Origin of the sequence: Bacillus timonensis, assembly GCF_004799755.1 — a bacterium.
In the GTDB taxonomy this organism is placed as follows: Bacteria; Bacillota; Bacilli; order Bacillales; family Bacillaceae_L; genus Ferdinandcohnia; species Ferdinandcohnia timonensis_A.
The window spans coordinates 1-24,914 of the sequence record NZ_SLUB01000053.1 but is presented as its reverse complement, the minus strand read 5'-3'; the positions used below and the strand labels follow the sequence as shown (position 1 = coordinate 24,914).

Annotated in this window: 29 protein-coding genes; 15 read left to right on the top strand and 14 right to left on the bottom strand. The window is 37.9% G+C overall.

The window, feature by feature from the left end; translation table 11 throughout:
* The first annotated feature begins 10 nt into the window (after positions 1–10).
* Positions 11–1,876: a transglycosylase domain-containing protein gene (locus E1I69_RS19925; RefSeq protein ID WP_136381314.1), complete on the top strand. Its 1,866-nt coding sequence runs from the start codon at positions 11–13 to the stop codon at positions 1,874–1,876.
* 16 nt (positions 1,877–1,892) lie between these two features.
* Here the strand turns inward: E1I69_RS19925 and E1I69_RS19920 are convergent, their stop codons facing one another.
* Positions 1,893–2,450 carry a DUF5366 family protein gene (locus E1I69_RS19920; protein WP_136381313.1) on the bottom strand — a complete coding sequence of 186 codons (558 nt, stop codon included), beginning with the start codon at positions 2,448–2,450 and terminating at the stop codon, positions 1,893–1,895.
* A 126-nt stretch (positions 2,451–2,576) separates the two neighbouring features.
* On the opposite strand from E1I69_RS19920, the gene E1I69_RS19915 reads away from it, so the two are divergent.
* Positions 2,577–3,146: a hypothetical protein gene (locus E1I69_RS19915; RefSeq protein WP_136381312.1), complete on the top strand. Its 570-nt coding sequence runs from the start codon at positions 2,577–2,579 to the stop codon at positions 3,144–3,146.
* Between the two features lie 31 nt (positions 3,147–3,177).
* On the opposite strand, the gene E1I69_RS19910 is transcribed toward E1I69_RS19915, so the two are convergent.
* Positions 3,178–3,384, bottom strand: a complete 207-nt coding sequence (locus E1I69_RS19910; RefSeq protein ID WP_136381311.1) for a hypothetical protein — start codon at positions 3,382–3,384, stop codon at positions 3,178–3,180.
* Positions 3,385–3,642: 258 nt separating this feature from the next.
* On the opposite strand from E1I69_RS19910, the gene E1I69_RS19905 reads away from it, so the two are divergent.
* The 7 genes from E1I69_RS19905 to mnhG are packed head-to-tail and all read left to right on the top strand — an operon-like array spanning position 3,643 to position 9,397.
* Entirely contained in the window at positions 3,643–6,045 is a 2,403-nt protein-coding gene (locus E1I69_RS19905; protein WP_136381310.1) for a Na+/H+ antiporter subunit A, read from the top strand.
* Positions 6,042–6,467, top strand: coding sequence for a Na(+)/H(+) antiporter subunit B (locus tag E1I69_RS19900; protein WP_136381309.1), 426 nt, complete (start codon positions 6,042–6,044; stop codon positions 6,465–6,467). Before E1I69_RS19905 ends, E1I69_RS19900 begins: the two co-directional genes overlap by 4 nt.
* Positions 6,467–6,808, top strand: coding sequence for a Na(+)/H(+) antiporter subunit C (locus E1I69_RS19895; RefSeq protein ID WP_136381308.1), 342 nt, complete (start codon positions 6,467–6,469; stop codon positions 6,806–6,808). The genes E1I69_RS19900 and E1I69_RS19895 overlap by 1 nt, the downstream gene beginning before the upstream one ends.
* Positions 6,801–8,282: a Na+/H+ antiporter subunit D gene (locus E1I69_RS19890; protein ID WP_136381307.1), complete on the top strand. Its 1,482-nt coding sequence runs from the start codon at positions 6,801–6,803 to the stop codon at positions 8,280–8,282. The genes E1I69_RS19895 and E1I69_RS19890 overlap by 8 nt, the downstream gene beginning before the upstream one ends.
* Positions 8,283–8,287: 5 nt before the next feature.
* Entirely contained in the window at positions 8,288–8,764 is a 477-nt protein-coding gene (locus tag E1I69_RS19885; RefSeq protein ID WP_136381306.1) for a Na+/H+ antiporter subunit E, read from the top strand.
* Positions 8,764–9,048, top strand: a complete 285-nt coding sequence (locus tag E1I69_RS19880) for a Na(+)/H(+) antiporter subunit F1 (RefSeq protein ID WP_116352991.1) — start codon at positions 8,764–8,766, stop codon at positions 9,046–9,048. Before E1I69_RS19885 ends, E1I69_RS19880 begins: the two co-directional genes overlap by 1 nt.
* A complete protein-coding gene (gene mnhG, locus E1I69_RS19875; RefSeq protein WP_136381305.1) occupies positions 9,032–9,397 on the top strand; it encodes a monovalent cation/H(+) antiporter subunit G in 366 nt (121 codons plus the stop codon). Before E1I69_RS19880 ends, mnhG begins: the two co-directional genes overlap by 17 nt.
* A 33-nt stretch (positions 9,398–9,430) precedes the next feature.
* Here mnhG and E1I69_RS19870 read toward each other — a convergent pair whose 3' ends face one another.
* Genes E1I69_RS19870 through E1I69_RS19860 form a run of 3 tightly spaced genes read right to left on the bottom strand, consistent with a single transcriptional unit; the run spans position 9,431 to position 11,520 of the window.
* Positions 9,431–9,814 (bottom strand): hotdog fold thioesterase, encoded by a 384-nt coding sequence (locus E1I69_RS19870; protein WP_136381304.1) that lies wholly within the window; start codon positions 9,812–9,814, stop codon positions 9,431–9,433.
* 23 nt (positions 9,815–9,837) lie between these two features.
* Positions 9,838–10,902 carry a PQQ-dependent sugar dehydrogenase gene (locus tag E1I69_RS19865; RefSeq protein WP_136381303.1) on the bottom strand — a complete coding sequence of 355 codons (1,065 nt, stop codon included), beginning with the start codon at positions 10,900–10,902 and terminating at the stop codon, positions 9,838–9,840.
* A 15-nt stretch (positions 10,903–10,917) separates the two neighbouring features.
* Entirely contained in the window at positions 10,918–11,520 is a 603-nt protein-coding gene (locus tag E1I69_RS19860; protein WP_136381302.1) for a DedA family protein, read from the bottom strand.
* A gap of 103 nt (positions 11,521–11,623) precedes the next feature.
* Between E1I69_RS19860 and E1I69_RS19855 the strand changes: the two genes are divergently transcribed.
* The 3 genes from E1I69_RS19855 (at position 11,624) to E1I69_RS24480 (ending at position 13,263) form a co-directional block, all read left to right on the top strand.
* Positions 11,624–12,478 carry an oxidoreductase gene (locus E1I69_RS19855; protein ID WP_136381301.1) on the top strand — a complete coding sequence of 285 codons (855 nt, stop codon included), beginning with the start codon at positions 11,624–11,626 and terminating at the stop codon, positions 12,476–12,478.
* A gap of 82 nt (positions 12,479–12,560) precedes the next feature.
* Complete coding sequence (locus E1I69_RS19850) at positions 12,561–12,992, top strand: hypothetical protein (protein ID WP_136381300.1); 432 nt, start codon at positions 12,561–12,563, stop codon at positions 12,990–12,992.
* Positions 12,993–13,101: 109 nt separating this feature from the next.
* Complete coding sequence (locus E1I69_RS24480; protein WP_154670422.1) at positions 13,102–13,263, top strand: hypothetical protein; 162 nt, start codon at positions 13,102–13,104, stop codon at positions 13,261–13,263.
* 143 nt (positions 13,264–13,406) lie between these two features.
* On the opposite strand, the gene E1I69_RS19845 is transcribed toward E1I69_RS24480, so the two are convergent.
* Together E1I69_RS19845 and E1I69_RS19840 are read right to left on the bottom strand one after the other, a co-directional pair.
* Positions 13,407–13,865 carry a helix-turn-helix domain-containing protein gene (locus E1I69_RS19845; RefSeq protein ID WP_136381324.1) on the bottom strand — a complete coding sequence of 153 codons (459 nt, stop codon included), beginning with the start codon at positions 13,863–13,865 and terminating at the stop codon, positions 13,407–13,409.
* 108 nt (positions 13,866–13,973) lie between these two features.
* Entirely contained in the window at positions 13,974–14,741 is a 768-nt protein-coding gene (locus tag E1I69_RS19840) for a sulfite exporter TauE/SafE family protein (RefSeq protein ID WP_136381299.1), read from the bottom strand.
* Between the two features lie 299 nt (positions 14,742–15,040).
* On the opposite strand from E1I69_RS19840, the gene E1I69_RS19835 reads away from it, so the two are divergent.
* The gene (locus tag E1I69_RS19835) at positions 15,041–15,652 is read left to right on the top strand and encodes a biotin transporter BioY (protein ID WP_136381298.1); all 612 of its coding nucleotides are present in this window, start codon (positions 15,041–15,043) and stop codon (positions 15,650–15,652) included.
* 39 nt (positions 15,653–15,691) lie between these two features.
* Here the strand turns inward: E1I69_RS19835 and E1I69_RS19830 are convergent, their stop codons facing one another.
* A complete protein-coding gene (locus E1I69_RS19830; RefSeq protein WP_136381297.1) occupies positions 15,692–17,029 on the bottom strand; it encodes a Na+/H+ antiporter family protein in 1,338 nt (445 codons plus the stop codon).
* Positions 17,030–17,210: 181 nt separating this feature from the next.
* Positions 17,211–18,716 carry a leucyl aminopeptidase gene (locus E1I69_RS19825; RefSeq protein ID WP_136381296.1) on the bottom strand — a complete coding sequence of 502 codons (1,506 nt, stop codon included), beginning with the start codon at positions 18,714–18,716 and terminating at the stop codon, positions 17,211–17,213.
* Between the two features lie 190 nt (positions 18,717–18,906).
* Here E1I69_RS19825 and E1I69_RS19820 point away from each other — a divergent pair, with 190 nt between their 5' ends.
* A complete protein-coding gene (locus E1I69_RS19820) occupies positions 18,907–19,377 on the top strand; it encodes a divergent PAP2 family protein (protein ID WP_136381295.1) in 471 nt (156 codons plus the stop codon).
* Positions 19,378–19,410: 33 nt separating this feature from the next.
* Here the strand turns inward: E1I69_RS19820 and E1I69_RS19815 are convergent, their stop codons facing one another.
* The 5 genes from E1I69_RS19815 to E1I69_RS19795 form a co-directional block, all read right to left on the bottom strand.
* Positions 19,411–20,094, bottom strand: a complete 684-nt coding sequence (locus tag E1I69_RS19815) for a 3D domain-containing protein (protein WP_278186177.1) — start codon at positions 20,092–20,094, stop codon at positions 19,411–19,413.
* A gap of 155 nt (positions 20,095–20,249) precedes the next feature.
* Positions 20,250–20,576 carry a YuiB family protein gene (locus E1I69_RS19810; protein ID WP_136381294.1) on the bottom strand — a complete coding sequence of 109 codons (327 nt, stop codon included), beginning with the start codon at positions 20,574–20,576 and terminating at the stop codon, positions 20,250–20,252.
* 176 nt (positions 20,577–20,752) lie between these two features.
* Entirely contained in the window at positions 20,753–21,979 is a 1,227-nt protein-coding gene (locus E1I69_RS19805; RefSeq protein ID WP_207308583.1) for an NAD(P)/FAD-dependent oxidoreductase, read from the bottom strand.
* A 340-nt stretch (positions 21,980–22,319) separates the two neighbouring features.
* Complete coding sequence (locus E1I69_RS19800; RefSeq protein WP_136381292.1) at positions 22,320–22,685, bottom strand: HesB/IscA family protein; 366 nt, start codon at positions 22,683–22,685, stop codon at positions 22,320–22,322.
* A gap of 251 nt (positions 22,686–22,936) precedes the next feature.
* Entirely contained in the window at positions 22,937–23,173 is a 237-nt protein-coding gene (locus tag E1I69_RS19795; protein WP_136381291.1) for a YuzB family protein, read from the bottom strand.
* Between the two features lie 199 nt (positions 23,174–23,372).
* Here E1I69_RS19795 and E1I69_RS19790 point away from each other — a divergent pair, with 199 nt between their 5' ends.
* Entirely contained in the window at positions 23,373–24,440 is a 1,068-nt protein-coding gene (locus E1I69_RS19790) for an NAD(P)/FAD-dependent oxidoreductase (protein ID WP_136381290.1), read from the top strand.
* Positions 24,441–24,914 lie beyond the last annotated feature (474 nt).

Below are 24,914 nucleotides of genomic sequence, written 5' to 3'. Positions count from 1 at the left end.
AGTGTTATCTATGAGAAGACAAACAGGGTATTTCATCACTTTTATTCTTTTTCTATTGTTTATGTTTGTGTTATACCAAGTCCATAGTGAGTTGAAGTCATCAAGGAGCTTCAACACCGTACTTGATGAGGAAATTCCAATTGGCGATGTTGTGTTACCACAGACAAGCTATATAAAAGACAGCACTGGAAAAGTGATTTCGGAGATCCGTCAGGGTCAAAACCGCACAATCCTACCTGCAGAAGAAATTCCACAAATTGTGAAGGATTTGTTTATAACAATTGAGGATCAGCATTATTATGAGCATATAGGATTTGATATTACGGGGATTGGTCGGGCAGCCCTCATCAATCTGGAAAATGACTCAATTGATCAAGGTGGTAGTACAATCACCCAGCAGCTTGCACGAAATCTTTATTTAACAAATGAAAAGACTTATAATCGTAAATTAAGTGAGCTCTTATATTCGTATCAATTAGAACGAACACTGACGAAAGAGGAAATTTTAACGTTATACATTAACGCCATTTATTTCCAAAATGGGGCATATGGAATTGAAACGGCAGCCAAGCTTTACTTTAACCAGTCCATTAAGGATGCTACACTGGCGAAAATCGCATTTTTAAGTGCTATCCCGAATAACCCGTCCCTTTACAATCCAATTACGAATTTTTCTAATACAAAGAAACGACAAGAACGTATTCTACAAAGATTAGTAGAGGCAGGGAAAATCACAACTGAAGAATATGAAAAAGCAGTACAGGAACCGATTGAGCTTAAGATGAGTAATCGTATTGACCAGTATCCAGATTATTCAACTTATATTTATCATGAGCTTGAAGAATTAATTGCAGAAAAAGAAGGTTTTAATGAAAATCTCCATTCTGCAACTGACAACGAAAAGAAAGAACTTCAAAAAGGCTTGGATCAGAAGGTAAACGAAGTTCTCGAATCTGGAATCATGATTGAGACAGCGTTAAACCCAAGTATACAAAAAGAAGCTGTACAAGCTTTGGAACGCCATTTACCCTATGCAAATGTTCAAGGAGCAGCTGCCGTTATTGATCATACGACGAATCGTATTGTCGCAATTGCAGGCGGAAAAAACTATCAAAAGTTTACGTTCCATCGCGCCTTTCAAGCCTTTCGCCAACCAGGTTCTGTGATTAAGCCTTTGCTTGTTTATGCGCCATATTTTGATCAAACGGGGGCCTCCATTTCACAAACAATTAATGCCAATAACTATTGTAAAAGTGGATATTGCCCGCGAAATTATGGGGGCGGACAATATGGAAATGTTACTTTACGAACAGCTTTTAAGTATTCCTACAACACCCCTGCTGTACGGTTGTTTGAAAGAATTGGAATTGAACATGCATTTTCATATTTAGACAAGCTTCATTTTTCGAATGTAGTTAAAGAAGACCACAGTTTACCTGCAGCCATTGGTGGATTCACTTATGGAATGTCTCCCTTGGAGATGACAAATGCCTTTGCTACGTTTGCAAACAACGGTCAATTTATTAAAGCACATGGAATTACAAGGGTGACTGATTTCCAAGGAAACATCCTTTATGAATGGGATGAAAAACCTGAAGTGGTGTGGAGTGAGTCTGCTAATCAAAAGGTAAGAATCTTACTTGAGGATGTTGTAAAGTCGGGAACAGGTAAAGAAGCATATTTTTCTACAAGTTATATTGGAGGGAAAACGGGAACGACGAATGATGTGAAAGACCTTTGGTTTATTGGGCTCACTAATCAATATACAGCTGGTGTGTGGGTAGGAAATGACCAAAATAAGAGCATCTACTATATGGAATCACGAAAACCTCAAATGTATATTTGGAAGGATATGATGAAAGCGAGCCACAAATGATGTTTGGGCTCGCTTTTTAGATTGGCAAACTTGCGATGATACTGTTGTATAACTGGAGGCAAACATAAGTTACCGTCATAAAAAAGGTAAACCAACTAAGTGTTTGAAAAAGGACAAGCCCGATTAATCCACCAAAGGTTAATGTCTCCTGAATTTTATAAACGAAAAAAATAAAATAGCCCAGTGTTGCTAATAAAAGCACGATCACAATGCCGTAAAAGGATTGGACGAATGCTAAGGAAAGAGTCCCTCCTCCTAAATAGAAAAAAGATCCCGCTCTTATTTTCCGTAGGCTTTCTCCATTACTATCCTTCGTGAAAAACAATAGCGAAAGCTCAAGTAGTGTATTGGCAATTAATTTCAAGGCGGCAAACACCATGAAATAGATTAGGAAAAAAACAAAGAAAATCGCGAAATTAATCCACGTTGGCGAAAAAAATTCTTGCATTCCACGGTAGATGCCAATTTGTTTTAACAACTCCAATGTTTTCAATTCCGTAAGAATCGCTAAGGAAACACTAAAGAGAATAATAGAAATGAGCGGAAAATAGCTTGTAAAATATGTATTTTTCATTTTGATTCCTCAAGTTTTTTCTAGAAATACCTTTTTCGATTTTAACATACATTTTTTAGTAGTAAATCTCTTTTTTGAAAATACATATAGATTAAAGGTTACTATTTTATAGGAAAGAGGGATTCTATGAAAAAAGGGTTACTGTTGACGTTGCTCATAAGTTGTTTCGCATTCTTTACCTTTCTAAGTACGGCTAGCGCAGCTGGGGAATCGGATTTTATAAAAGCGGTTAATGAAAAATTGAAGGAAGTCAATTATTATGCGAACGGCTCCGCGGAAATAGTCAATTCCATCTCAAAGGAAGCTGAAATTACAAAGGTTGTTACAGCAGATGATCCGGGTACGAAGGAAAACGAAGAGAAAATTGATACGTATCAAGCAAATGTCGTTGTAGGGCATGTTGCCTATAAACTAAAACGTGATAGCATTTTTTATATCCAAAAGCATGAATTCTTTTATTATGATGTCGACAATCAGGAATTTTTAACGCTTGGGAATTTCCCTGAAGACGAGGAAATCAATGCTCTTTTTACGGATTATATGGATGCAGGTCATAAAGCAGGGATTACGTTAACATCAAACTTATTGTTCACTTTATTTGTTCTCCTTGCCGTGCTTGGTGTACCTATGTTAATCATGATGTTTCATAATAAGGCCATTCCAGTTCCAATGGTAAGAAACAATAGCGTAATGTAGGATGAGATCTTCGTCTCATCCTTTTTTATTATTAGCGCTCAATACGAATATACTCACGCGGCTTGAATTTTGGATAGACCTTTGATTTCTCCGGTATTTGTGTAGAATGAATAGTTTGGATTTGAAATTGTTGTTGATTTTCTCCATATTCTCTCTTCGTTTGTTCATGGATTACCCATGCTCCTATAAACAGAAAGGCAAAAATAGCAATTGCCACGATTCCTTTTTTTACGTTCACAAAATCTCACCTCTTGCTACTAGCATTCGACTTAATAGGATATTTTATACAGTTTTTTCAAATACAAGTAGGTAATTCAGACTGAATTTTAACTAGTAAGTGACTTTTACAGAAAAATTTTTAAGGTCAAAAAGACGCGTCTCTACATATTTAATAACAACTGAAAAACTTGGTGACACTAGAAGTTGCAAGGCATGCAACTTCTTTATAATTGTTATATAATTCTAGAAGATAAAAAAATAACAAGGGGGTACTGTTTTGTCACTTGTACATTGGGCCATTTTATCTCCATTTCTAATGGCTATCTTTATTCCTTTCTTCCGCAAATATTTGCGAGGGATTCATACAGGTTGGTTTGTACTAATTCTACCTATAGTCCTATTCTCTTATTTCTTTCCATTTATGAAGGATACGATGAATGGAAACCCGATAATTCATACTGCAGAATGGATGCCTTCCATTGGCGTAAATTTCACAGCGTACATTGATGGATTAGGACTCTTATTTGCTTTACTGATTACAGGCATAGGGGCACTAGTAGTCCTCTACTCAATCTATTACCTTTCGAAAGAAAAGGAATCCTTACACAACTTTTATGTGTACCTACTCTGTTTCATGGGGGCTATGCTCGGCGTCGTTCTTTCAGATAATGTGATTGTGCTTTATACATTCTGGGAATTAACAAGCTTATCTTCATTTCTATTAATCGGGTATTGGCATAATCGTGAAAAATCAAGATATGGTGCACAAAAATCGATGTTAATCACTGTCTTCGGTGGATTAGCCATGTTAGCAGGATTTGTTTTACTATCAATCATGACCCATACATTTAGTATTCGAGAAATGATTGCACAAGTGGATACATTACCGTCAAATCCACTCTTCATCCCTGCGATGCTTTTAATCCTATTAGGTGCTTTTACAAAATCAGCACAGTTTCCATTCCATATCTGGTTACCAGATGCGATGGAAGCCCCAACACCAGTCAGTGCATATTTACACTCTGCAACGATGGTAAAAGCAGGTATCTATTTAGTTGCACGCTTGAGTCCTATTTTTGCTGGATCAAGTGAATGGTTTTGGATTATTTCGACCTTTGGAATTGTTACCTTGTTCTGGGGATCGTTTAGTGCGGTTAAACAAACCGATTTAAAGGGAATCCTTGCATTTTCAACAGTCAGTCAGCTGGGAATGATAATGTCGTTACTCGGAATTGGCTCGGCTGCACTACACTATGGTAGTAATAATAATATTTATCTTGCAGCAATCGTCGCTGCCATTTTCCACTTAATTAACCATGCAACTTTCAAAGGAAGCTTATTCATGGTTGTTGGTATAATCGATCATGAAACAGGTACGCGAGACATTCGCAAGCTTGGCGGATTAATGACCGTTATGCCAATTAGCTTTACCTTGGCTGCCATCGGTGCATTTTCGATGGCTGGATTACCACCATTTAATGGTTTCTTAAGTAAAGAAGCGTTCTTTACTGCACTGGTAAATGCAACAACTCTTGATGTATTCAATATGGAAACATTCGGGGTTCTTTTCCCAATTATCGGTTGGGTGGCAAGTGTATTTACGTTCATTTACAGTATGATTCTTGTCTTTAAAACTTTTACTGGAAAAGCTCAGTTTGATAAGCTTGATAAAAAGCCACATGAAGCACCAATTGGGATGTTAATATCACCTATTATTCTAGCTTCACTTGTCATAATATTCGGGATTTTCTCAAACATATTGGCGCCAAGTGTAATTGAGCCTGCTGTGGCATCCATCCTTCCTAGCTTACTGGATGGCGGTTCAAACTATCATATTCATTTTGAGTATTTCCACGGTTGGAATGCACCACTCTTTATGTCAATTGGAGTCATTGTGTTAGGAACCCTTATGTTTCTCACACTTGCAAATTGGACAGGCATTTATAATGTCTTTTCCAAGCGGTTAACGTTAAACAATCTCTATGACAAAGGGCTTGTCACAATGGAGCGATCAGCATCAAAGCTTAATGGCTTTTATATGACGGGAGTTATTCGCGACTATTTGGTCATCATGTTTGCGTTCTTTATCTTGGCAATTGGAAGTTCACTCATTATTAAAAATGGATTTGCTTTTGATATAACACATGTTGCACCGGTTCGACTTTTTGAAGCAGTACTAGCATTTGTTCTTGTCGGTGGGGTTGCAACAACGATTTTTGCCAAGTCTAGACTAACCGCAATTATCGCACTTGGTGCAGTTGGATATTCAGTTTCATTATTCTTTGTGCTTTTCCGCGCTCCTGATTTGGCGTTGACTCAGCTAGTAATTGAGACCGTTTCTGTAGCCTTATTTCTACTATGCTTCTATCACCTTCCGAAGCTTCAGAAAAAGGAAAAGCCGATGCGTTTTCGTTTAACAAACCTAATTATTTCATTAGGGGTCGGAACAATTGTAACTTTACTTGCAATTTCCGCAAATAGTACAAGACTGATTGATTCCATCTCAAGTTATTTTGTCGAAAACAGCTATAAGGAAGGCGGAGGTACAAATATCGTTAACGTTATTTTAGTAGACTTCCGGGGCTTCGATACTTTGTTTGAAATTACTGTACTAGGCATTGCTGCACTTGGTATTTTCACAATGATCAAATTACGTTTGACAAGGAGGAAAGAAGGATGAAAACTAATGATTTAATCTTACAAACAGCTACAAAAATAACTGTTTTCATCATTCTTGCCTATTCCTTGAATCTCTTTTTTGCAGGACATAATACTCCAGGCGGAGGATTTATCGGTGGACTGATTTCGGCAGCGGCAATCGTCCTCTTCCTTTTAGCATTTGATATGAAAACAGTTAAAAAAGCCCTGCCTTTCGACTTTAAAAAGGTCGCTGCTCTTGGTTTATTAATAGCAGCATTAACAGGAATGGGTTCATTCTTATTCGATGTACCCTTTTTAAGTCATACCTTTGGTTACTTTGATTTACCAATTTTCGGGGAAACGGAACTTGCCACTGCCGTATTATTCGATACCGGTGTCTATTTAGTTGTTGTTGGAGTAACCTTGACCATTATTCAAACAATTGGGGAGGATGATGATTAATGGAAATTTTAATGGCAATTGTCATCGGGATTCTTTTTACGGCAGCGACGTATTTGATGCTCTCGAAAAGCCTTATTCGAGTGATAATTGGGACAGGTTTGCTCAGTCATGGAGCCCATTTATTGATTTTAACAATGGGTGGGTTGAAGCAAGGTGCTGCTCCCATTTTAGTAGAGGGGACGAAGGCTTATGTTGATCCACTTCCCCAAGCCCTTATCTTAACTGCGATCGTCATTAGCTTTGGGGTAACATCGTTTATCCTGGTGCTCGCGTATCGATCCTATCAGGAGCTTGGAACGGACAACATGGATAATTTAAGGGGAAATGATAGCAATGAATAATTTTGTAATCCTTCCGATACTGGTTCCTCTCCTGACGGGAATCATACTCATATTTGTAAATAAATATACGAAAGCATCAAGAGTGATAAGCTTATTCTCGACAATTCTGACAGTCATCCTATCATTAATACTCGTCAATCAGGTCTATCAGAATGGGATTCAAACCCTTAACCTTGGAGACTGGAACGCTCCTTTCGGTATTGTACTAGTAGCAGATATGCTTGCTTCTTTACTTGTTACAACAGGTAGCATTGTTGTTTTAGCATGTATTATCTATTCGTTTAAAAACATCGGAAAAGAAAGAGAACGTTTCTTTTATTATGCTGCTGTACAATTCTTAATGGTAGGGGTACTAGGCGCATTTTTAACAGGGGATATTTTCAACCTCTTTGTATTTTTCGAGGTCATGTTAATGGCTTCCTATGTTTTAATTGTACATGGCGGGACGAAGCCGCAATTACGTGAATCCATTAAATATATCTTGGTGAACGTGATTTCATCCGCCCTATTTGTTATTGCGGTTGCTTACCTATACGCAGTGACAGGAACAGTTAATATGGCGGATCTATCTGCAAAAATAAGTGAACTAGGACAACCTGGTATTGTGACTGTTATCTCCATCTTATTTTTAGTGGTATTTGGATTAAAAGGAGCCATCTTCCCATTATTTTTCTGGTTACCGGGTTCCTATAATGCGCCTCCTACACCGATAACGGCCCTTTTTGGAGCATTGTTAACAAAGGTTGGCGTGTATTCCATCATACGTACATTTACAATTATTTTCTATCATGATACCGGCTTTACTCATTCCTTAATTGGGATTCTTGCTGGATTTACAATTGTTGTAGGAGTAATCGGAGCTGTTGCGTATTGGGATGTTAAACAGATTATTATCTACAATATATTAACAGCAGTTGGTGTTATTTTAGTAGGTGTTGCAACGTTAACACCCACATCATTGACTGGTTCGATTTACTATTTAATTCATGACATGATTATCAAGGCTGCCCTCTTCCTATTAGTCGGTGCCATGATTGTGATAACTGGTACAAGCAATTTGAAGAAAATGGGAGGCTTAATTAACCATCATCCATATTTAGGCTGGATGTTCTTTATTGCTACAATTTCACTTGCAGGAATCCCTCCATTTAGCGGATTCGTTGGGAAGCTTCTCATTGTAAAAGGAAGCCTTGCTGCAGAACATTATGTACTGGTTGCGGCAATTTTAATTTCAAGTCTTCTTGTCCTATATTCGGTAATGAAAATCTTCATTAACGGATTCTGGGGTGAAGCAAAACTTAGGAAAGATGAAGAAAAAGGATCAACAAAAGGACTGCTAATTCCGATTACTCTTCTACTTTCACTCTCAATTGCACTTGGATTTGGTGCTGAATGGTTCTATCCGTATATCTCTCAAGCAGCTCAAGACTTGACAGACCCATCCATCTACATCCAAGCTGTTTTAAAGGAGTAGATCTTATGTTGTTGCAATTAGTTTTAAATATTTTTATTGCCGTTTCGTGGATGTTTATTTCGAATGCTTATGACTTTAGTGCCTTCTTTGGCGGATATTTGATTGGGCTTTTACTTATTTTTGTATTACGTCGTTCCTTCTCACATCGTTTTTACCTTCATAATGTGTGGGCAGTAATTAAGCTGATCTTGATTTTCTTTAGAGAGCTAATTCTTTCAAACTATGCCATTATGAAAGTGGTTGTAAAGCCAAAGCTTGATGTGAAACCTGGGATTTTCGCAATGCCAACGGAACTCACAAAAGATTGGGAAATCCTAACTCTATCAAATTTGATCACATTAACACCAGGAACACTGGTTGTTGATATTTCAGATGATAAAAAAACACTGTACGTCCATGCAATGGACATACAAGACGTAGATGAAGCTATTGATTCAATTAAAAATTCATTTGAAAAAGCAATTATGGAGGTGAGCCGATAATGTTTGAAATTTTACTTAATCTCGCTCTAGTCTTCTTATCGGTTTCAACAATTGCTTATATATACCGTGTGATAAAAGGACCTTCGATTCCTGACAAAGTCATCGCCCTTGATGCAATCGGGATCAATTTAGTGGGAATTACTGCGATTATTTCCATTATCTTACGCTCCAATTCGTTCCTTGAAGTTATATTATTAATAGCGATTGTCGCATTTGTTGGTACCGTCGCTTTTTCAAAGTTCCTTGAGAAAGGAGTCGTAATTGAACATGACCGAGATGCTTAAAATTTTATTTGCAGTTATGATCTTGTTCGGAGCACTTCTAAGCATATTAAGTGCAATTGGGATTGTTCGATTACCTGATGTGTACACACGAAATCATGCGGTATCAAAAAGTGCGACACTAGGAGTTTTGTCGATCCTACTTGGAACATTTTTATACTTTTGGATCATTGAAGGCTATATGAACTTCAGGGTGATTTTAGGATTTGTTTTCCTGTTTATGACTTCACCTGTTTCTGGCCATTTAATCAGCCGTGCTGCCTATAATTCAAAGGTTCCACTTTGGGAAAAAAGCGCTCGTGACGACCTTAAGGATAAAGAAAAACATGCAAAAGAAAATATGAGTCAATGAGAAAAAGCGAGGACGATTGTGTCCTCGCTTTTTTCATTTCTTTAATTTCAAAATGGCCATGGTACAGCGCGATACACAAATGAGGTTTTCTTTTTCATCTACGATTTTAATGTCCCATACCATTGTTGTTTTGCCTTTATGAAGAGGGGCACCGATTGCTTTTACAACACCATCCCTTTTTGCGCGAATATGATTGGCGTTAATTTCGAGACCTGCACATCCTTCCGTTACTTGGTCTACGAGATTGTATGTACCGACACTTGCAACTGTTTCCGCTAATGCAACAGATGCACCACCATGTAAAACCCCAAATGGCTGACGAGTACGCTCATCAACTGGCATCGTTGCTATAACTCGTTCAGGTGTCACTTCTTCAATTGTAATACCTAGTGCTTGGATTAATGTATTTTCTACCATTTTTCTCCCCCTAAGCCCGCTTTTTATTTTCGAATTCCCGTTAATGAAATCGAGAGAAGCTTGTCATCGTCTTCCTTCGGGTTTCCCCGACCATCCTTGTTATTTGTGATGGTATAGAGTGTGTTGTCCTCTATATAGATATCCCTCATCCGGCTATTAATATCAAGGATAACTTCAATCCTACCTGATTCAATTTCATAGCTTCTTACCTTTGAACCGCGTAATGTAGCAATATATAGCTTACCATTTGCATAGTCGATACCGGAAGGGGCCCATGTTTCCTCACCTGTTTGATAAATAGGTGTAACCATGCCTGGCTTTGTTTCACTCCCTTCAATAATTGGCCAACCATAATTTTTACCCGGTTCAAGTAAGTTAATCTCGTCATGTGCTCTTTGTCCATGCTCGGTGCTGTATAAAGTTCCTTTTTCATCCCAGACAAGCCCCTGTGGGTTTCTGTGACCATATGTATAGACATACGAATTAGGAAATGGATTGTCAGTTGGAATTGAGCCATCGAGATTCATCCGTAAAATCTTTCCTGCCAGACTTGTAACATCTTGTGCATTTTCTGGAATTCCAGCATCTCCAGCAGTCACGTAAAGCTTATCATCAGGGCCAATTTTAATACGACCGCCATTATGAATTCTTCCTCCTGGAATCCCTTCAAGTAATACTAATTTTTCCACCCAACTGGACCCATTTCTTTCTACAAGAATGACGCGATTTAAAATGTTACCATCTTCCATGTATGTATGATACATAAATGCTTCATTCGAATTCTGAAAATCCGGTGCGAGTGTAAAGCCCAAAAAGCCCCCTTCTCCTTGATCCAAAATTTCTTTTTGAAGTTTTAATTGTTGGGGGATCACCTGTCCAGAAGCCTCCTCTATTTCAGAAAGTTTTCCAATTCGTTCGGGAATGAAGAAGATTCCATCCGTTTTTGTGATCATCCATGGGATCGTCAGATTTGTAGCGATAATAACTGGGTTTGAAACTGTTTCCTTTACTGCTGGTCCATCCAGGTTCTCATCCTGTGAACAGCCAATCATGATGTTGAAAATCAGAAACAAAGACAGCTTTTTCATGATCTGTACACCCTCTCAATGTGAAAGCTTTCTCAGCTTTCTTTTCCTTCTTATCTTAACCATTACATACACCATTAACGCTGCAACAGCTAGACCTACCACAATATCGTAGTATTTAATAAACGCTTCAATGAATTCTTCCCCTGCAAAATAGCCGACTGAAAAAACAAGGGACACCCAAATAAAAATAGTAGTATACAGGATTAAAGCAAATTTTATGAACGAAAACTTACTAAACCCGAATAAGAATGGAAATAGAATACGAAAGCCTGGTACGAAATAGCAAAATGCTAATGCAAATGTATTGTATTTTTCAATCATTAATAACGCACGTTCGATTTTTCTTCTCATTTTATTTTGTTTATTCATGAGAAAGACCATGGCATTTCCTGCGAAGCGTCCAAATACATAGCTTGTGGTAACGGCAGCTATGATTCCAAGGTAGGTTATAAAGAAAATCTTCCAAGGTACAAAAACATCCTCAGCCGCAAAAAAACCGATTGTTGATACAATCATTTCGTTTGGAAGTGGAATCACAAATGCGCCAACCCATAGCCATAAATAAAGTCCGAGATAACCATGTTCTTGAATAATTGATATAACTTCATTTATCTGCAATTTTATCCCGCCTTTATCGGGTACATTCTAGATACTTATCTTTTTCTATTATAAGATTAAATGGATAATATTAGAAACCATTTTATTTAAGGGAGAGAAAAGTGTGGACAAACCCATTGCAATCATTACCGGGGCATCAAGTGGATTTGGACTTCTGAGTTCAATTGAGTTTTTAAAAAAAGGATTCTTTGTTGTCGCCACCATGAGAAATCTGCAAAGAAAAGAAAACATTCTACGTCACCTAAATAATCCAGACCTAGAAGAGAATCTCCAATTTTGTAGGTTGGATGTGACCGATTCTGATTCTTTACATACATTTCAAACAACCCTTCAAAAGCTTGGTCGGGTCGATATCTTATTAAATAATGCTGGCTTTGCGACAGGTGGATTTGCAGAGGAAATTTCAATATCGGAATACAAGGCCCAGTTTGAAACAAACTTTTTCGGGTTGATTCAAGTGACTAAACTTGTTCTACCCTATATGAGAAAGCAAAGAGCTGGTAAAATCATGAATCTTAGCAGCATAAGTGGACAAATGGGATTCCCAGCCATCTCTCCTTATGTTGCGTCTAAATACGCATTGGAGGGCTGGTCTGAATCATTGCAATTTGAGGTAAGAGCGTTTGGTATTGATGTAGCACTAATTGAGCCAGGGTCTTTTCAAACGAATATATGGAGCAGTGGTAAAAAGGTAGCAGAACAGTCGATGCTTCCGACATCTCCCTATCAAGAATTGATGAAAAAGATTGAAGCAAGGCTTGAGAAAAACCAAGCATCTTACGGTGACCCACTTGAAGTTGCTACATTCATCGTAAGACTAGCTACAAAGCCCTCCTTAACTAGACTTCGCTACCCAGTAGGTAAAGGAACAAGATTCACCATTATCCTTAAAAATGCACTTCCTTGGAAGATTTGGGAAGGAATTGTTTTGAAGATACTAGGAATTGACAGGAAGTAGGCCTTAAGCACCCATTTATATGCACCCTTATACAAAAAATTACATATATTGTAACAGAAATTTTGATAAGGGAGGTCTACCTTTGTACGAACATCCGTTTATCTATGGACGTCAAGGACCACCAAGAACTGTTTTGTATCCAGGGTATTATTCAAACCTAACAAGCCATTCTGTTTTTGCTGACTCAATGTTGTACTGCCCATATACCTATTATCGTCAATTTCCTGAAGTTGACCCAACTTTATTTAAGCAATCGGCAGAAGAAATGAGAATTCTCATGAAGGATGCCAGCCTGATATTGGCCAAATTAGCTGATTCTAGAGAGTTTACAAAAAAAGTAATGGCTGCTGCACAGGCATCAAATGACCAGGAAGTAGAACGACTGCTAAAAACAACAGGCATTCAGTCGAAAGTAAAAGCAACCTTTAATCCTGATGGTTTAAATCTTCACTTAGAAGCAAGTGTAAAAGGCTCTAAATCCAGTATATTAACTATTGCATTAAGATGGCGATAATGAATAATCCATTTGAACGAAGGTAAAAATTTGCCTATCGTTCTTTTTTGATTACCAGAATGAAATTTACACGATTTAGGACATGATAAAAACACGAGGAGGTAAATCAATGGAAGATAGATATAGAGATACATTAAGACAAATACAAAGCAAAGAAGAACAACTCGTGAATCAACTTGATCCTGAGCTGGACCTTCGAAACATAAACTTCGCAACTGGAGAAAATGTATATTTAAACCAACGCTACGAGGACTTTTCTCTGGATCACTAACAAAATTAATGGAGGAAGTATATGGCTAAAAAAGAAAGACTTAACGAAGAAGCTGCCGTAAATAACAACTTAACTTCATTTACGTATTCAAAAAACAAAACAGCGAAGAAGAAAAATGGGGCCAAATAGATTTTGCCCCGTTTCTAGTTTGCTTCAATCGAAATTTCTTTTAACCTGTTATAGGCTTCCTCTTTATTAAACGATGAATACCATCTAAAATTGGCATCATCTAAGATACGATAATGTTGGCTTATCATATTTTGTTGGAGACGAAACCTTCCTTCCTTCTTAAGATCTTTCCACCATACCTTACCACCCAACGTGCGTTCTTTGGCACGGTCAATCCCATTTCGTCCGATAATTTCAATGACGTCGATTGGGTCTCCACCTAATGTTGTTTGGATAATCTCACTATCGCGAAATAATGCACAAACCGCTACGATAATTGTCCATCCCGCTTGAATTCGCCCTTTTTCAATTTGCACCAATGTCTTTTTTGAAATCCCCAAGATCTCCGCCATTTTGTCCTGTGTATACCCTTTTTCAGTACGGATTAGCTTCATTCTTTCGGAGAGTATTTGAATCAACTGTTCCTTATCCATATTGATCACCTTTTTAATCATTTACCTTCTCTTACCAAGAGAAAGCCAAAAACCTTAGTGTAATTTTACACTAAGGTATATTAGTTCGCAATTTTTTTCGTATTTCAACTAATAGATTAATTTCAAACCACTAATAAAAATAATAATCCCTATCACCGTTTGTAGTGGTTTCATTGGAACCTTTGCGGATAAAGAACTACCAATGATGACTCCAGGAATTGAGCCACAAAGCAAATTCATCACCAAGAGAAAGTCAACATTCCCAAAACCTACATGAAAAAAGCTGCTCACCGTAACTAAAATAAATGCATGTGCAATATCTGTCCCGACTAACTCTGATGCTCGTAATTGATAAAATAACAGCATCGCAAGTGCAAAAAGCGAACCAGATCCAACGGATGTTAATCCAACTATAAATCCAAGAACTGCCCCTAAAAAAATCGTGGCTTTTGCTTTATCTTCAATGGACTTTAAACTGTAGGAACTTTGGGAGAAACGAGAGCTAAATAATGTCTTTACTACAGTTGCAATGGCAACCATCATAAGGACATAACCGAGGGCATGCTTCACAATTTCTCCTTGCAAGAGTTTGTCTCCTCCAACAAAATGTAATGTAGTAACAGCTATGATTGCACTAGGAACACTACCTAAAGCCAAATATTTCACAAGTTTAAAATTGATTGTTTTCTGCCGAAAATGCTGAACAGATCCAAAAAGTTTAGTGATAGAGTTATAAAGAAAATCTGTTCCAACTGCAATTAGAGGATTGATACCAATTAAGATTAAAAAAGGGGTCAATAATGCCGCTCCACCTACGCCTGTTAACCCGACCAAAAACCCGACAAAAAGGCCCATTAATACAATTCCAATACTCATTCCGACCGCTCCCAACATTTTCGGATATGGGCATTATATTTACAGGACTACCTTTTTGACACATTTTTCTTGCCATGGACAGCAAAATTATTTTTTGACAATAACAATTTCTTTCATTCCAGGATCTTAGTGTAACGCTTCGATTATTGTAAGGGAAATCATCTACCACTATTTTATCAACTCTCCCGAAAGCATATGACTCAACTTTCATTTGTTAACTTCATTTATTTTTATGTTGACATATAGCTCATCTTGTTTTACCATTTTGTTAACTTAATAATCATGGAGGTTAACATATAATGACAACAATTTCAAAACCACGAATTCGAGCAATTGAAGTTACATATGTCGGGATGTTTGCAGCACTTATGGCAATTGGTGCAAACATCACTTCAATGGTACCGTTTTTACAGGTTGCTGGGGTTCCGCTAACCATGCAAACCTTTTTTGCCGTATTAGCAGGGCTCCTACTTGGGAGCCGATTAGGAGCTATTTCAATGATTGTTTACATGCTCATAGGAATTGCCGGGGCACCTGTCTTTTCAGGATTTGAGGCAGGAATCGCACCGATCATTGGAAGCACTGGCGGATTTATTTTATCATTTATTGCAACAGCCTATTTCGCAGGAAAAGTTGTTGAACATGCTAAAGGGAACCCAACATTACAAACATTCATATTTGCTGCATTTGTTGGTCTATTCATGAACTATTTCATCGGCACAAACTATATGTACTTTGCATTAAACTTTTGGTTAGAGGTTAAAATGAGCTATGGAGCAGCCTGGGCAGTTATGGCTTGGTTCATAGTAAAGGATCTCGCTTTCACCATTTTCGCTGGAATCATTTCACCTAGAATTTATCGCACAGTAACAAAAAACGCTGCGATTGATCTTTCAACTAAAGCCTCTTAAAAATGAGAAACCCCCACAATCTTTCGTGGGGGTATCGTTTTATAGAAGAATGGCTGCAATCCAACCGAAAATAATAAGTGGAATATTATAGTGTAAAAATGTCGGTACACAAGTATCCCAGATATGATTATGCTGGCCATCGACATTAAGTCCAGCGGTTGGACCAAGCGTACTATCTGATGCAGGTGACCCCGCATCTCCTAAAGCGGCCGCGGAACCAACAATGGCAATTGTCGCCATTGGACTAAATCCAAGCTCCAAACATAAAGGAACAAAGATCGTCGCGATGATTGGAATCGTTGAAAACGAAGATCCTATTCCTAATGTGATCAATAGACCGACGATTAACATCATTAAAGCAGCAAATGCTTGGTTTCCATTCATTAAGGAAGCTGACTGCTTAACAAGCTCTTCCACATCCCCGGTTTCATTAATAACAGCAGCAAACCCGGATGCTGTGATCATCACAAAACCAATGAAAGCCATCATTTTCATTCCGCCTGTTATCACTTCGTCAGCTTGATTTACTTTCATGGAGCCACTGAAATAAAGAACGATGATACCGACCAAAGCTCCAAAAATCATGCCATCAACATCAAATACTTGTGAAAGTGTTAACTGAACAGTTAACGTAGCAAGTACCGAAATGAGAGCAAAAGCAATACTCTTTTTCGTATAGGTGGCTTTTGAATTCGATGTATTTGTAATTTCAATATTTTTATATGTTTTAGGTTTACGATAGGAAAAAAAGATTGCGACCAGTAAACCAACAACCATCCCTGCAGTTGGAATCAACATGGCAACAGGGATATCTTTTTTCGCAACTTCAAGGCCACTTTCGAGCATATATTGCTGTAACAGTCCGTGGAAAATCTCGCCAAATCCAACTGGCAATGCAATATACGGTGCTGTTAATCCAAACGTAATAACAGAAGCAATCAATCGACGATCAATTTCAAGTTCATTAAAAACCTTTAATAATGGTGGAATTAAAATAGGTATAAATGCAATATGAACAGGAACTAGGTTTTGTGATGAAATAGAAATGGCTAAAATGATAAAAATGATTAAAACCTTTGAATAGGTTTTACGTTTACTATCCCCTTGTTGTCCGACCATTTTGATGGCTAGATCTACCATGGCATCTGGTAGGCCAGTTCTTGATATAGCAACTGCAAAACTACCAAGTAAGGCATAGCTCAACGCAACCGTGGCATTACCGCCTAAGCCATCTGTAAAGGTAGAAACAGTCGATGCAAGGTCTAGGCCACCTGTAAGTCCTCCAACAATCGCCCCCACTGCAAGAGCAACGACAACATTTATACGAAATAAACTTAATATAAGCATAACAAGAACGGCTATAACAACTGCATTCATGATGAAAACTCCTTCTAGTAATAGTTAATTAGTTTTTGCTTTAGTCTGCTAAATTGGTAGAGAATTAAAATACCTAAATTACAATATCATAGGATGGTAGATAACGTCAATGGAATTTTTTGCGTAAGAAGGTGCTTTTAAAAGGAAAAAAGAAGCCTACACTCGGTAGACTTCCTACTTATTATTCTTCAGTTATACCAAATCTTTCAACTAAAGTTGCAAGCGTGCGAACCATAACCCCGGTTGCACCTGCAGGACCTAAATTATGAGCTGTTGTAGTAGTTGCCGTTCCTGCTATATCAAGGTGTACCCATGGTGTACTCTCTGCGAACTCACCAAGGAATGTACCTGCAAAAATGGCATGTCCATCGCGTCCTGGTGAATTGTTCAAGTCAGCCACCAGACTCTTCCGAACACGTTTTTTATGGTTTTCGGTAATTGGTAGGCGCCAAATTGGCTCGCCGGCTTCTAATGAGGCTTCTAGTATTTCTTCAAAAAAAGCTTCATTATTTGTCATTGCGCCAGTTATATCATTTCCTAGAGCAACAATGACTCCACCCGTTAACGTTGCCACATCAACCAAATAGGAGGCACCATGGAACTTCGCATACGTGATTCCATCTGCTAATGCAAGACGCCCTTCTGCATCTGTATTTAGGATTTCGATTGTTTTACCGTTCATCGATGTCACAACATCATCTGGCTTAAATGCATCACCACTGATCATATTGTCAGTTGATGGAATGACGGCGACAACATTTTTTTCCGGTTTTAGTTGACCAATAATCTCCATCGCTCCTAATACAGCAGCAGCTCCACCCATGTCAGATTTCATACCAACAATGCCGTCCTTTGGCTTAATGGAATAGCCACCTGTATCGAAGGTAATCCCTTTTCCAACTAAGCCAATGACATCCTTCCAGTTATCGGTTCCTTGATATTTTAGGACAATCATTTTGGGAGGCTCTACAGAACCTTTATTTACGGATAAAAGAGCGCCCATCCCAAGCTTTTCCATCTCTTCTTTGTCGAGAATTTCGATTTCAAACCCATACTTCATTCCAATTTCAGATGCATAATTTGCTAAATCCGTAGCCGTTAGCATGTTACCAGGTAAATTTACAAGAGTTCTCGCAGAGTTTGTCCCTTGTCCATATGCAAATCCTACTTTTAAACTTGCTTCAACTTCGTCTGCATCATCATTCGTGTAAACAATGACGTCTTCAATTTTCTTTTCTGGTTCATTAGATTTTTGTTTATAATCTGCAAATTTATATGTAGACAATGCAAATGCTTCTCCAAATGCATGAGCAACATCTTGAACCGCCAACTTTTCCGTTACAAAGGAATCCACATCAACTGCAAAGCTTTCAATTTTGGCTTCATCAATTACTTTAACAGCCTTTCCAAATGCTTCTCTTAGTGATTCAAAGGATTGCTCGTCCTCTTTTCCAAGCCCAAGGAAGTAAACTCGTTTAATAGGGGTCTTTCCTAATGTATGCACTTTTGATACATTATTTTTCTTTGTTGATATGTCTCCTTCTTTTAACAGCACTGTAATTTGACCGTCTACTAATGTATCGATTTCGTGGGTCAGCCCAGTTGTTTTTTGATTTTTCGCATATAAACCAATTAATATTGCTTCATGAGTATCTTGTACTTTTATTTCATTTTTTACTGTAAACATCCTAACACCTCCAACTTATTTTATTTTATTATATACTTCGAGACACTAAATTTCATCTGAAGAAGATTTCATTTTGCAGGCATTCGTAATTTCTTTTATAATAACAGTAACCATTGGCGAACATGCTGATTGTGACTAATGCTATTCAAAAAAGAGAATAAGTGCATTCAATTGAGAGGACGTAGTTTACATGGAGCTTTTTACAAATTTCCCCCTTTGGACCGCACTTGCCGCAATTGGATTTGCGCAGTTTGTTAAGGTCCCACTACATTTCTTTGTGACTAGAAACGTTGATTGGTCCCTAATTACAAGCACTGGTGGAATGCCAAGTTCTCATTCAGCTGCTGTAACAGCTTTAACAACAGGGATCGCCCTTGAGCAAGGAGTTGGTTCTCCTTTTTTCGCCATATCTACGGTTTTTGCCGTTATAGTCATGTTCGATGCGTCCGGTGTTCGCAGACACGCTGGTGAGCAGGCTACCGTTCTCAACCAACTTGTTGCAGACTTTCAAAAATTTGCGGAGGATGCAAAGCTATGGCCAAGGCTTGATGGAGAAAGAAAACGAAGTGAGTTAAAAGAGTTATTAGGCCATAAACCCATTGAAGTATTTTTTGGCGGTTTGACAGGGATTTTATTAACATTCCTACTTTATATTTTATAGCAAATAAAAATGGCTAATCATCGCGATTAGCCTTTAACTTTTTTCACCTAATATTTGTTGTCGAAATACCTGCATCGATTTATCCTCGTTCATAGCGGCGATTTCTTCTTCAGATATTTTGCCGTCACCCATTTTGATTACATAGACATCGAGGGTTCTTTTCCCCCATTTGTTATACACATCATTGACGGTTTCATAATACAAATCAATTTTATTTCCTTTAATCGCCCCACCTTTATCAGCAACCACTCCATACCCGTAATCAGGGATAAACAGAATGGTTCCGATTGGAAAGACACTTAAATCGGCAGCAATTGTAGAATACAGATCGCGCTTTACTTTTACACCAGAGTAGGTGATACCATAGGAAGGGTGCTTCGCATCTTTACCAGTTGATTCTACCCCCGCTGTATAACCAGTCGCGACAACTGTTTTTTTCGGGTATTTTGAAAAATCAATCGCTTCTTCAATGGGTAATGTACTTTCAACACTCGAAGCCACTACCGCTTTATTTCCTTGAATATAAAACATATATTTGGAGACCAGTCCTACACTTTTCATCACAACTGATTGCGATTTCTTTTTTATTTGCTCGCTTGCCCAGTTCGTAAGGTCTTTCGACTGTACTCCGGAAAAAGATTGGAACGTAGTGAATAGTGCGAATGCAACTAACATCGTCATTACACTTCTTCTTAAAATTGTGTTTAGATGAAACACATTTTTCCACTCCTCTCACGACTCTATTTCTTTCCAATTCGGTTAGAAATTATTCGCTTATGAGTGGAAAATAATTCATGTATAAAAAAGAAACGTAAGGATTCCTTTATAAAATCCTTACGTTTCTTTCAACACAATTATATGGAAATGGGGTTCTAAAACATTCTGTATCCTTTTTTTCGAAGGAGTTTAATAACCACTCCTGATAAAATTGCGCCAGCAAGACCGCTAAGTAAAATCGCAATATCTAAAGGAGCTAAAGTCATGATGCTATTCCCTAAAGAGCGAAAGGCAGTTCCTGGTGATGTAAAATAATCAAGAAAAGAAACATCCTGAATAATGGCTACCGCAACAATTGGATAGATAATCGCCATAATCCATGACATCCGTAAAAGCATGTTAAGAATGAATCCAATTCCAAAAAATAAAACGAAAAACAATATCATCGAAATTAATAAAATCGGTAAAAAACTGAATGACATGGTAACTCTCCTCCAGTAACAAATGCGCAAGCGCCTTTTCAGCGCTGGAGCTGAACGCATAAATCCCTTCCTAGTGTACTAAAGGGATGGAACGTAAGTCAATTGATTTTACTCCGATTTAATGGACTAATAGTGAAAAAGGAATGCGAGTCTCCCCACATTCCCTTTAAATGATCTTATAAAAATTTCAATTTACCTTTTTTAAGCACAAGTGATGGACCACCTACGATGAAGAGTGCACGATTATCGATTACTTTCTTCATGAATGCTGCTTTGGATCCCCAAATCTTTCTACCAAATACAACTCCGATACCATCGTGCTCACCAAGTGAACATACAGTTCCTTTGTTATCGAACGTAAATTCACCAAGTTCTCCTTGTCCACGAACAAGAACTGCGATGTTTTTCGCCACTAATGCACCCTGTTGCATTGCAATTTGTGCAGTAGGTGGGTATGGACGATTGATTTCTTCGTTAATCACTAATGAACTATCTCCAACAAAGAAGATATTGTCGTTTCCTGGTGCACGAAGTTGCTTATCAACCTTCACACGTGCACGCATTGCTTCAAAACCAGATGCCTCAATTACGCTGTTACCGCGTACACCTGCTGCCCAAACGACAGTACGTGCTTTAATTTCTTCAGTTACGTCATCTTTACCAACAATGATTCCTTCGGGTGTTCCTTCTTTGATTGCAGTACCAATCTTGAATTCTACACCTTTTTTCTCTAAGTGGTTAACTGCATATTCAACTAATTCAGGATCGAAGCCTGGTAATGCAGTTGGTGCAGCCTCCACACAGATGATTCTTACTTTATTTTGATCAACATCATATTCACGGCAAAGCTCGGGAACTCGGTTAACTAGTTCTCCTAAAAACTCAATTCCAGTGAATCCTGCTCCACCAACAATGATTGTAAGACGGGTATCGTCTTTTTCCTCTTCTGTATTATAAGTGGCAAATTGATATTCAATATGCTCTTTAATTTGACGAGCAGTGTTTACGTTAGAAATCGTAAATGCATATTCTTTTAAGCCTTTAATACCAAATGTCTCAGATTCTCCACCCAATGCTACAACCAAATAATCATATTCAACCTGTGAATCATCTTCAAGGATTACACGTTTTCCTTCTGTGTCAATCTTTGCTACAGAGCCTTTTACAAATTTAACTTTATGTCCACTAATTACATCTTCAATTTGATAACGTACACGATCTGCATGTAAAGTTCCTGCTGATGCTTCATGTAACCAAGTGGTTTCATAGTGATAATCATTTTTATTAACTAGTGTAATATCTGCTTCATTTACACCTAATGTTTTTTGTAGGTTAACGATAGTAGTTAATCCACCGTATCCTGCTCCTAAAACGACGATTTTTGGCTTTCTCACTGTAATCACGCCCACCTTTTCTTTTTTTGCAGTAAAAAATTCAGCTTACACCTATTTTCAACTGCAAGCTCTGATTTTATTGATAAAATAGTTTGTGATATCTTTCACGTAAGATACCATGACTGGACATAAAAAATTACGACATTTGTCAAAAAAATTTACTATTTAATATCCATATCCTATAATAGGACTTTTATGTTGATATTTCAAGTACTTCAGGGGCATTTTAATACTTAGGAATATATTAAAAACAATCGATTTTTGACGCTTGTAAGAAATAAGTCAATTTACCGACTAACATTTTCCACATTTAGTCAAAAAAAAGTCAGGCTTGAAAAGCCCAACTTTTTTAGCATTCTTCTGGTGATCCAGCTACTTTAGCCGTACGGAAGGAAGAACCACACCCACAGGATGCAATGGCATTCGGATTATCGATGGTAAATCCTCCACCCATTAGGGATTGTTTGAAGTCTATTTTTACACCGTTTAAAATCGGAGCATCTTGTTTGTTGATTAAGATCTTAATTCCGTGTTGTTCATCATGAAGGTCTTGTTCGTTTTCTTCTTGTTCAAAGCCCATTCCGTATGAAAGTCCACTACAGCCGCCACCTTTAACAGCAACCCGTAAGAAAGATCCTTCTTCTTCATTTTGTTTCATCATATCTTTAATTTGGAAAGCAGCTGCTTCAGAAATACTTACGACACGATCTGTCATCCTCGTAACCTCCCTCTTTTTTTAAATCAGGTTATTACTATAAGTATAATGTTAAATTGAATTTGATACAAATAATCCGTTTAGTACAAAATTTTCTTTTTCTTTAAGTTTAAAGCAAGAATTTTTTGACCACAATGAGACTATCCCCCGTTTTTATAGAAACTCTTCATTCTATAATGAAGGGTTTTCTTTTTGTCAAAACAAGAAAAAAGCAGTATATTTACTGCTTTTTCTTTGACATATATATAATGTTAGAACATTGGGTTCTCTTCTAAATAGGCATAGATATTTTCTACTAGCTCTTCAGCTGTTTCACCAGTAACTACATCCCCATTTACAAGAGCATAAAGTGACTCAAAGCACTGCCCACAATAACTTAAGCAGCCATACTCAATCACATCAAGATTTGGATCCTGTTCGAGGATTTCCTTTGCCTTCTCAGAGCCACTCGCCAAATTACTAACACAAAATTCAATGATAGGATTCACTGGTTTTTTCACCTCACTACAACTACCTATCGTACTCTCTTTTTATCCACACGTCAATTTTGCTGATATCTGTTGTTATTTTGTCACATTTTCGCTATACTTTATGTGGATTTGAAAAGGATTACAGGTTCAGATAAATAATGGATAAAAAGCACGTGAACGTTTCAACTAAAGAGAGGAACAAAAGGGGATAATCATCATGAAAAATCTTGTTATACTTGGCGGAGGGTATGGTGGAATGCGAATCTTACATCGATTGCTCCCTAATCAATTACCCGATGGATTTAAAATCACCTTAATTGACCGAGCACCTTATCATAGTTTAAAAACAGAATTTTACGCACTTGCCGCCGGTACCATATCGGATTCTCATGTTCGTGTAGCATTTCCAGAGCACCCCAGTTTGCACGTAAAGTTTGGGGAAGTTACGGGCATTGATATGAATGAAAAGCTGGTTCACCTTAAAGATGAAGAATCAATACGCTATGATAACCTCGTCATTGGATTAGGATGTGAAGATAAGTACCACAATGTTCCAGGTGCAAAGGAATTTACTTATAGCATCCAGTCGATTGATAATGCAAGGGCCACCTATCAAAAACTCAATAATCTCCCTGCTGGCGCAACTGTGTCCATCGTAGGTGCAGGTTTGAGTGGGGTTGAATTAGCAAGTGAACTTTTTGAAAGCAGGCCAGACTTGCAAATTAAGCTCTTTGATAGAGGAAACCATATTCTATCGGCTTTCCCTGAAAAATTGAGTGTGTATGTTGAGAACTGGTTTGATAAAAACGATATTGAAATCATTAATAACTCAAATATAACGAGAGTAGAAGAAAACGTCTTATTTAATAATGACCAACCTGTTCAAAGTGATGTTGTTGTTTGGACCGCTGGTATTCAGCCAAATAAAGTCGTTCGTGACTTAGATGTTGAAAAAGACGGCAGTGGTCGTGTGATTTTAACTCCGCAACATAACTTGCCAAATGATGAACACGTCTATGTCGTTGGGGACTGTGCAAGTTTACCGCATGCACCGAGTGCACAGCTTGCAGAAGGCCAGGCAGAACAAATCGTTCAGGTTCTTTTAAAGCGCTGGGAAGGGGAAGCTCCACCAACAGAGTTTCCTAAAATCAAACTTAAAGGTGTGCTAGGTTCCCTAGGTAAAAAAGAAGGCTTTGGTTTGGTTGCAGAACGTACACTCACAGGACGTGTGCCACGTATGTTAAAATCCGGGGTATTATGGATGTATAAATATCATAATGGATAATAATTTTAAATCGCGGTGACATTTGGTACCGCGATTTTTGTTTTATTGAAAATTCGGTTCTGGGATCGTTCCGTTTTGACTGGCTTTCGGCTTTGAACTACTCAGGGATAATTGGGTACTTTTTGCATTGGTGTTTTATCTTTGAGAGTACGCTTCAGAGACATTTAGATGTTTTCAATTCTGTGTTTTGTCTTCGAGAGAGCGCCTCAGAGACATTTTGGCGGTTTTACATCAATGTTTTGTCTTCGAGAGTACGTCTCAGAGACATTTCGGCGGTTTTACATCAATGTTTTGTCTTCGAGAGTACGTCTCAGAGACATTTCGGCATTTTTACATCAGTGTTTTGTCTTTGAGAGAGCGCTTCAGAGACATTTCGGCACTTTTACATCAGTGTTTTGTCTTCGAGAGTACGTCTCAGAGACATTTCGGCGGTTTTACATCAGTGTTTTGTCTTTGAGAGAGCGCTTCAGAGAC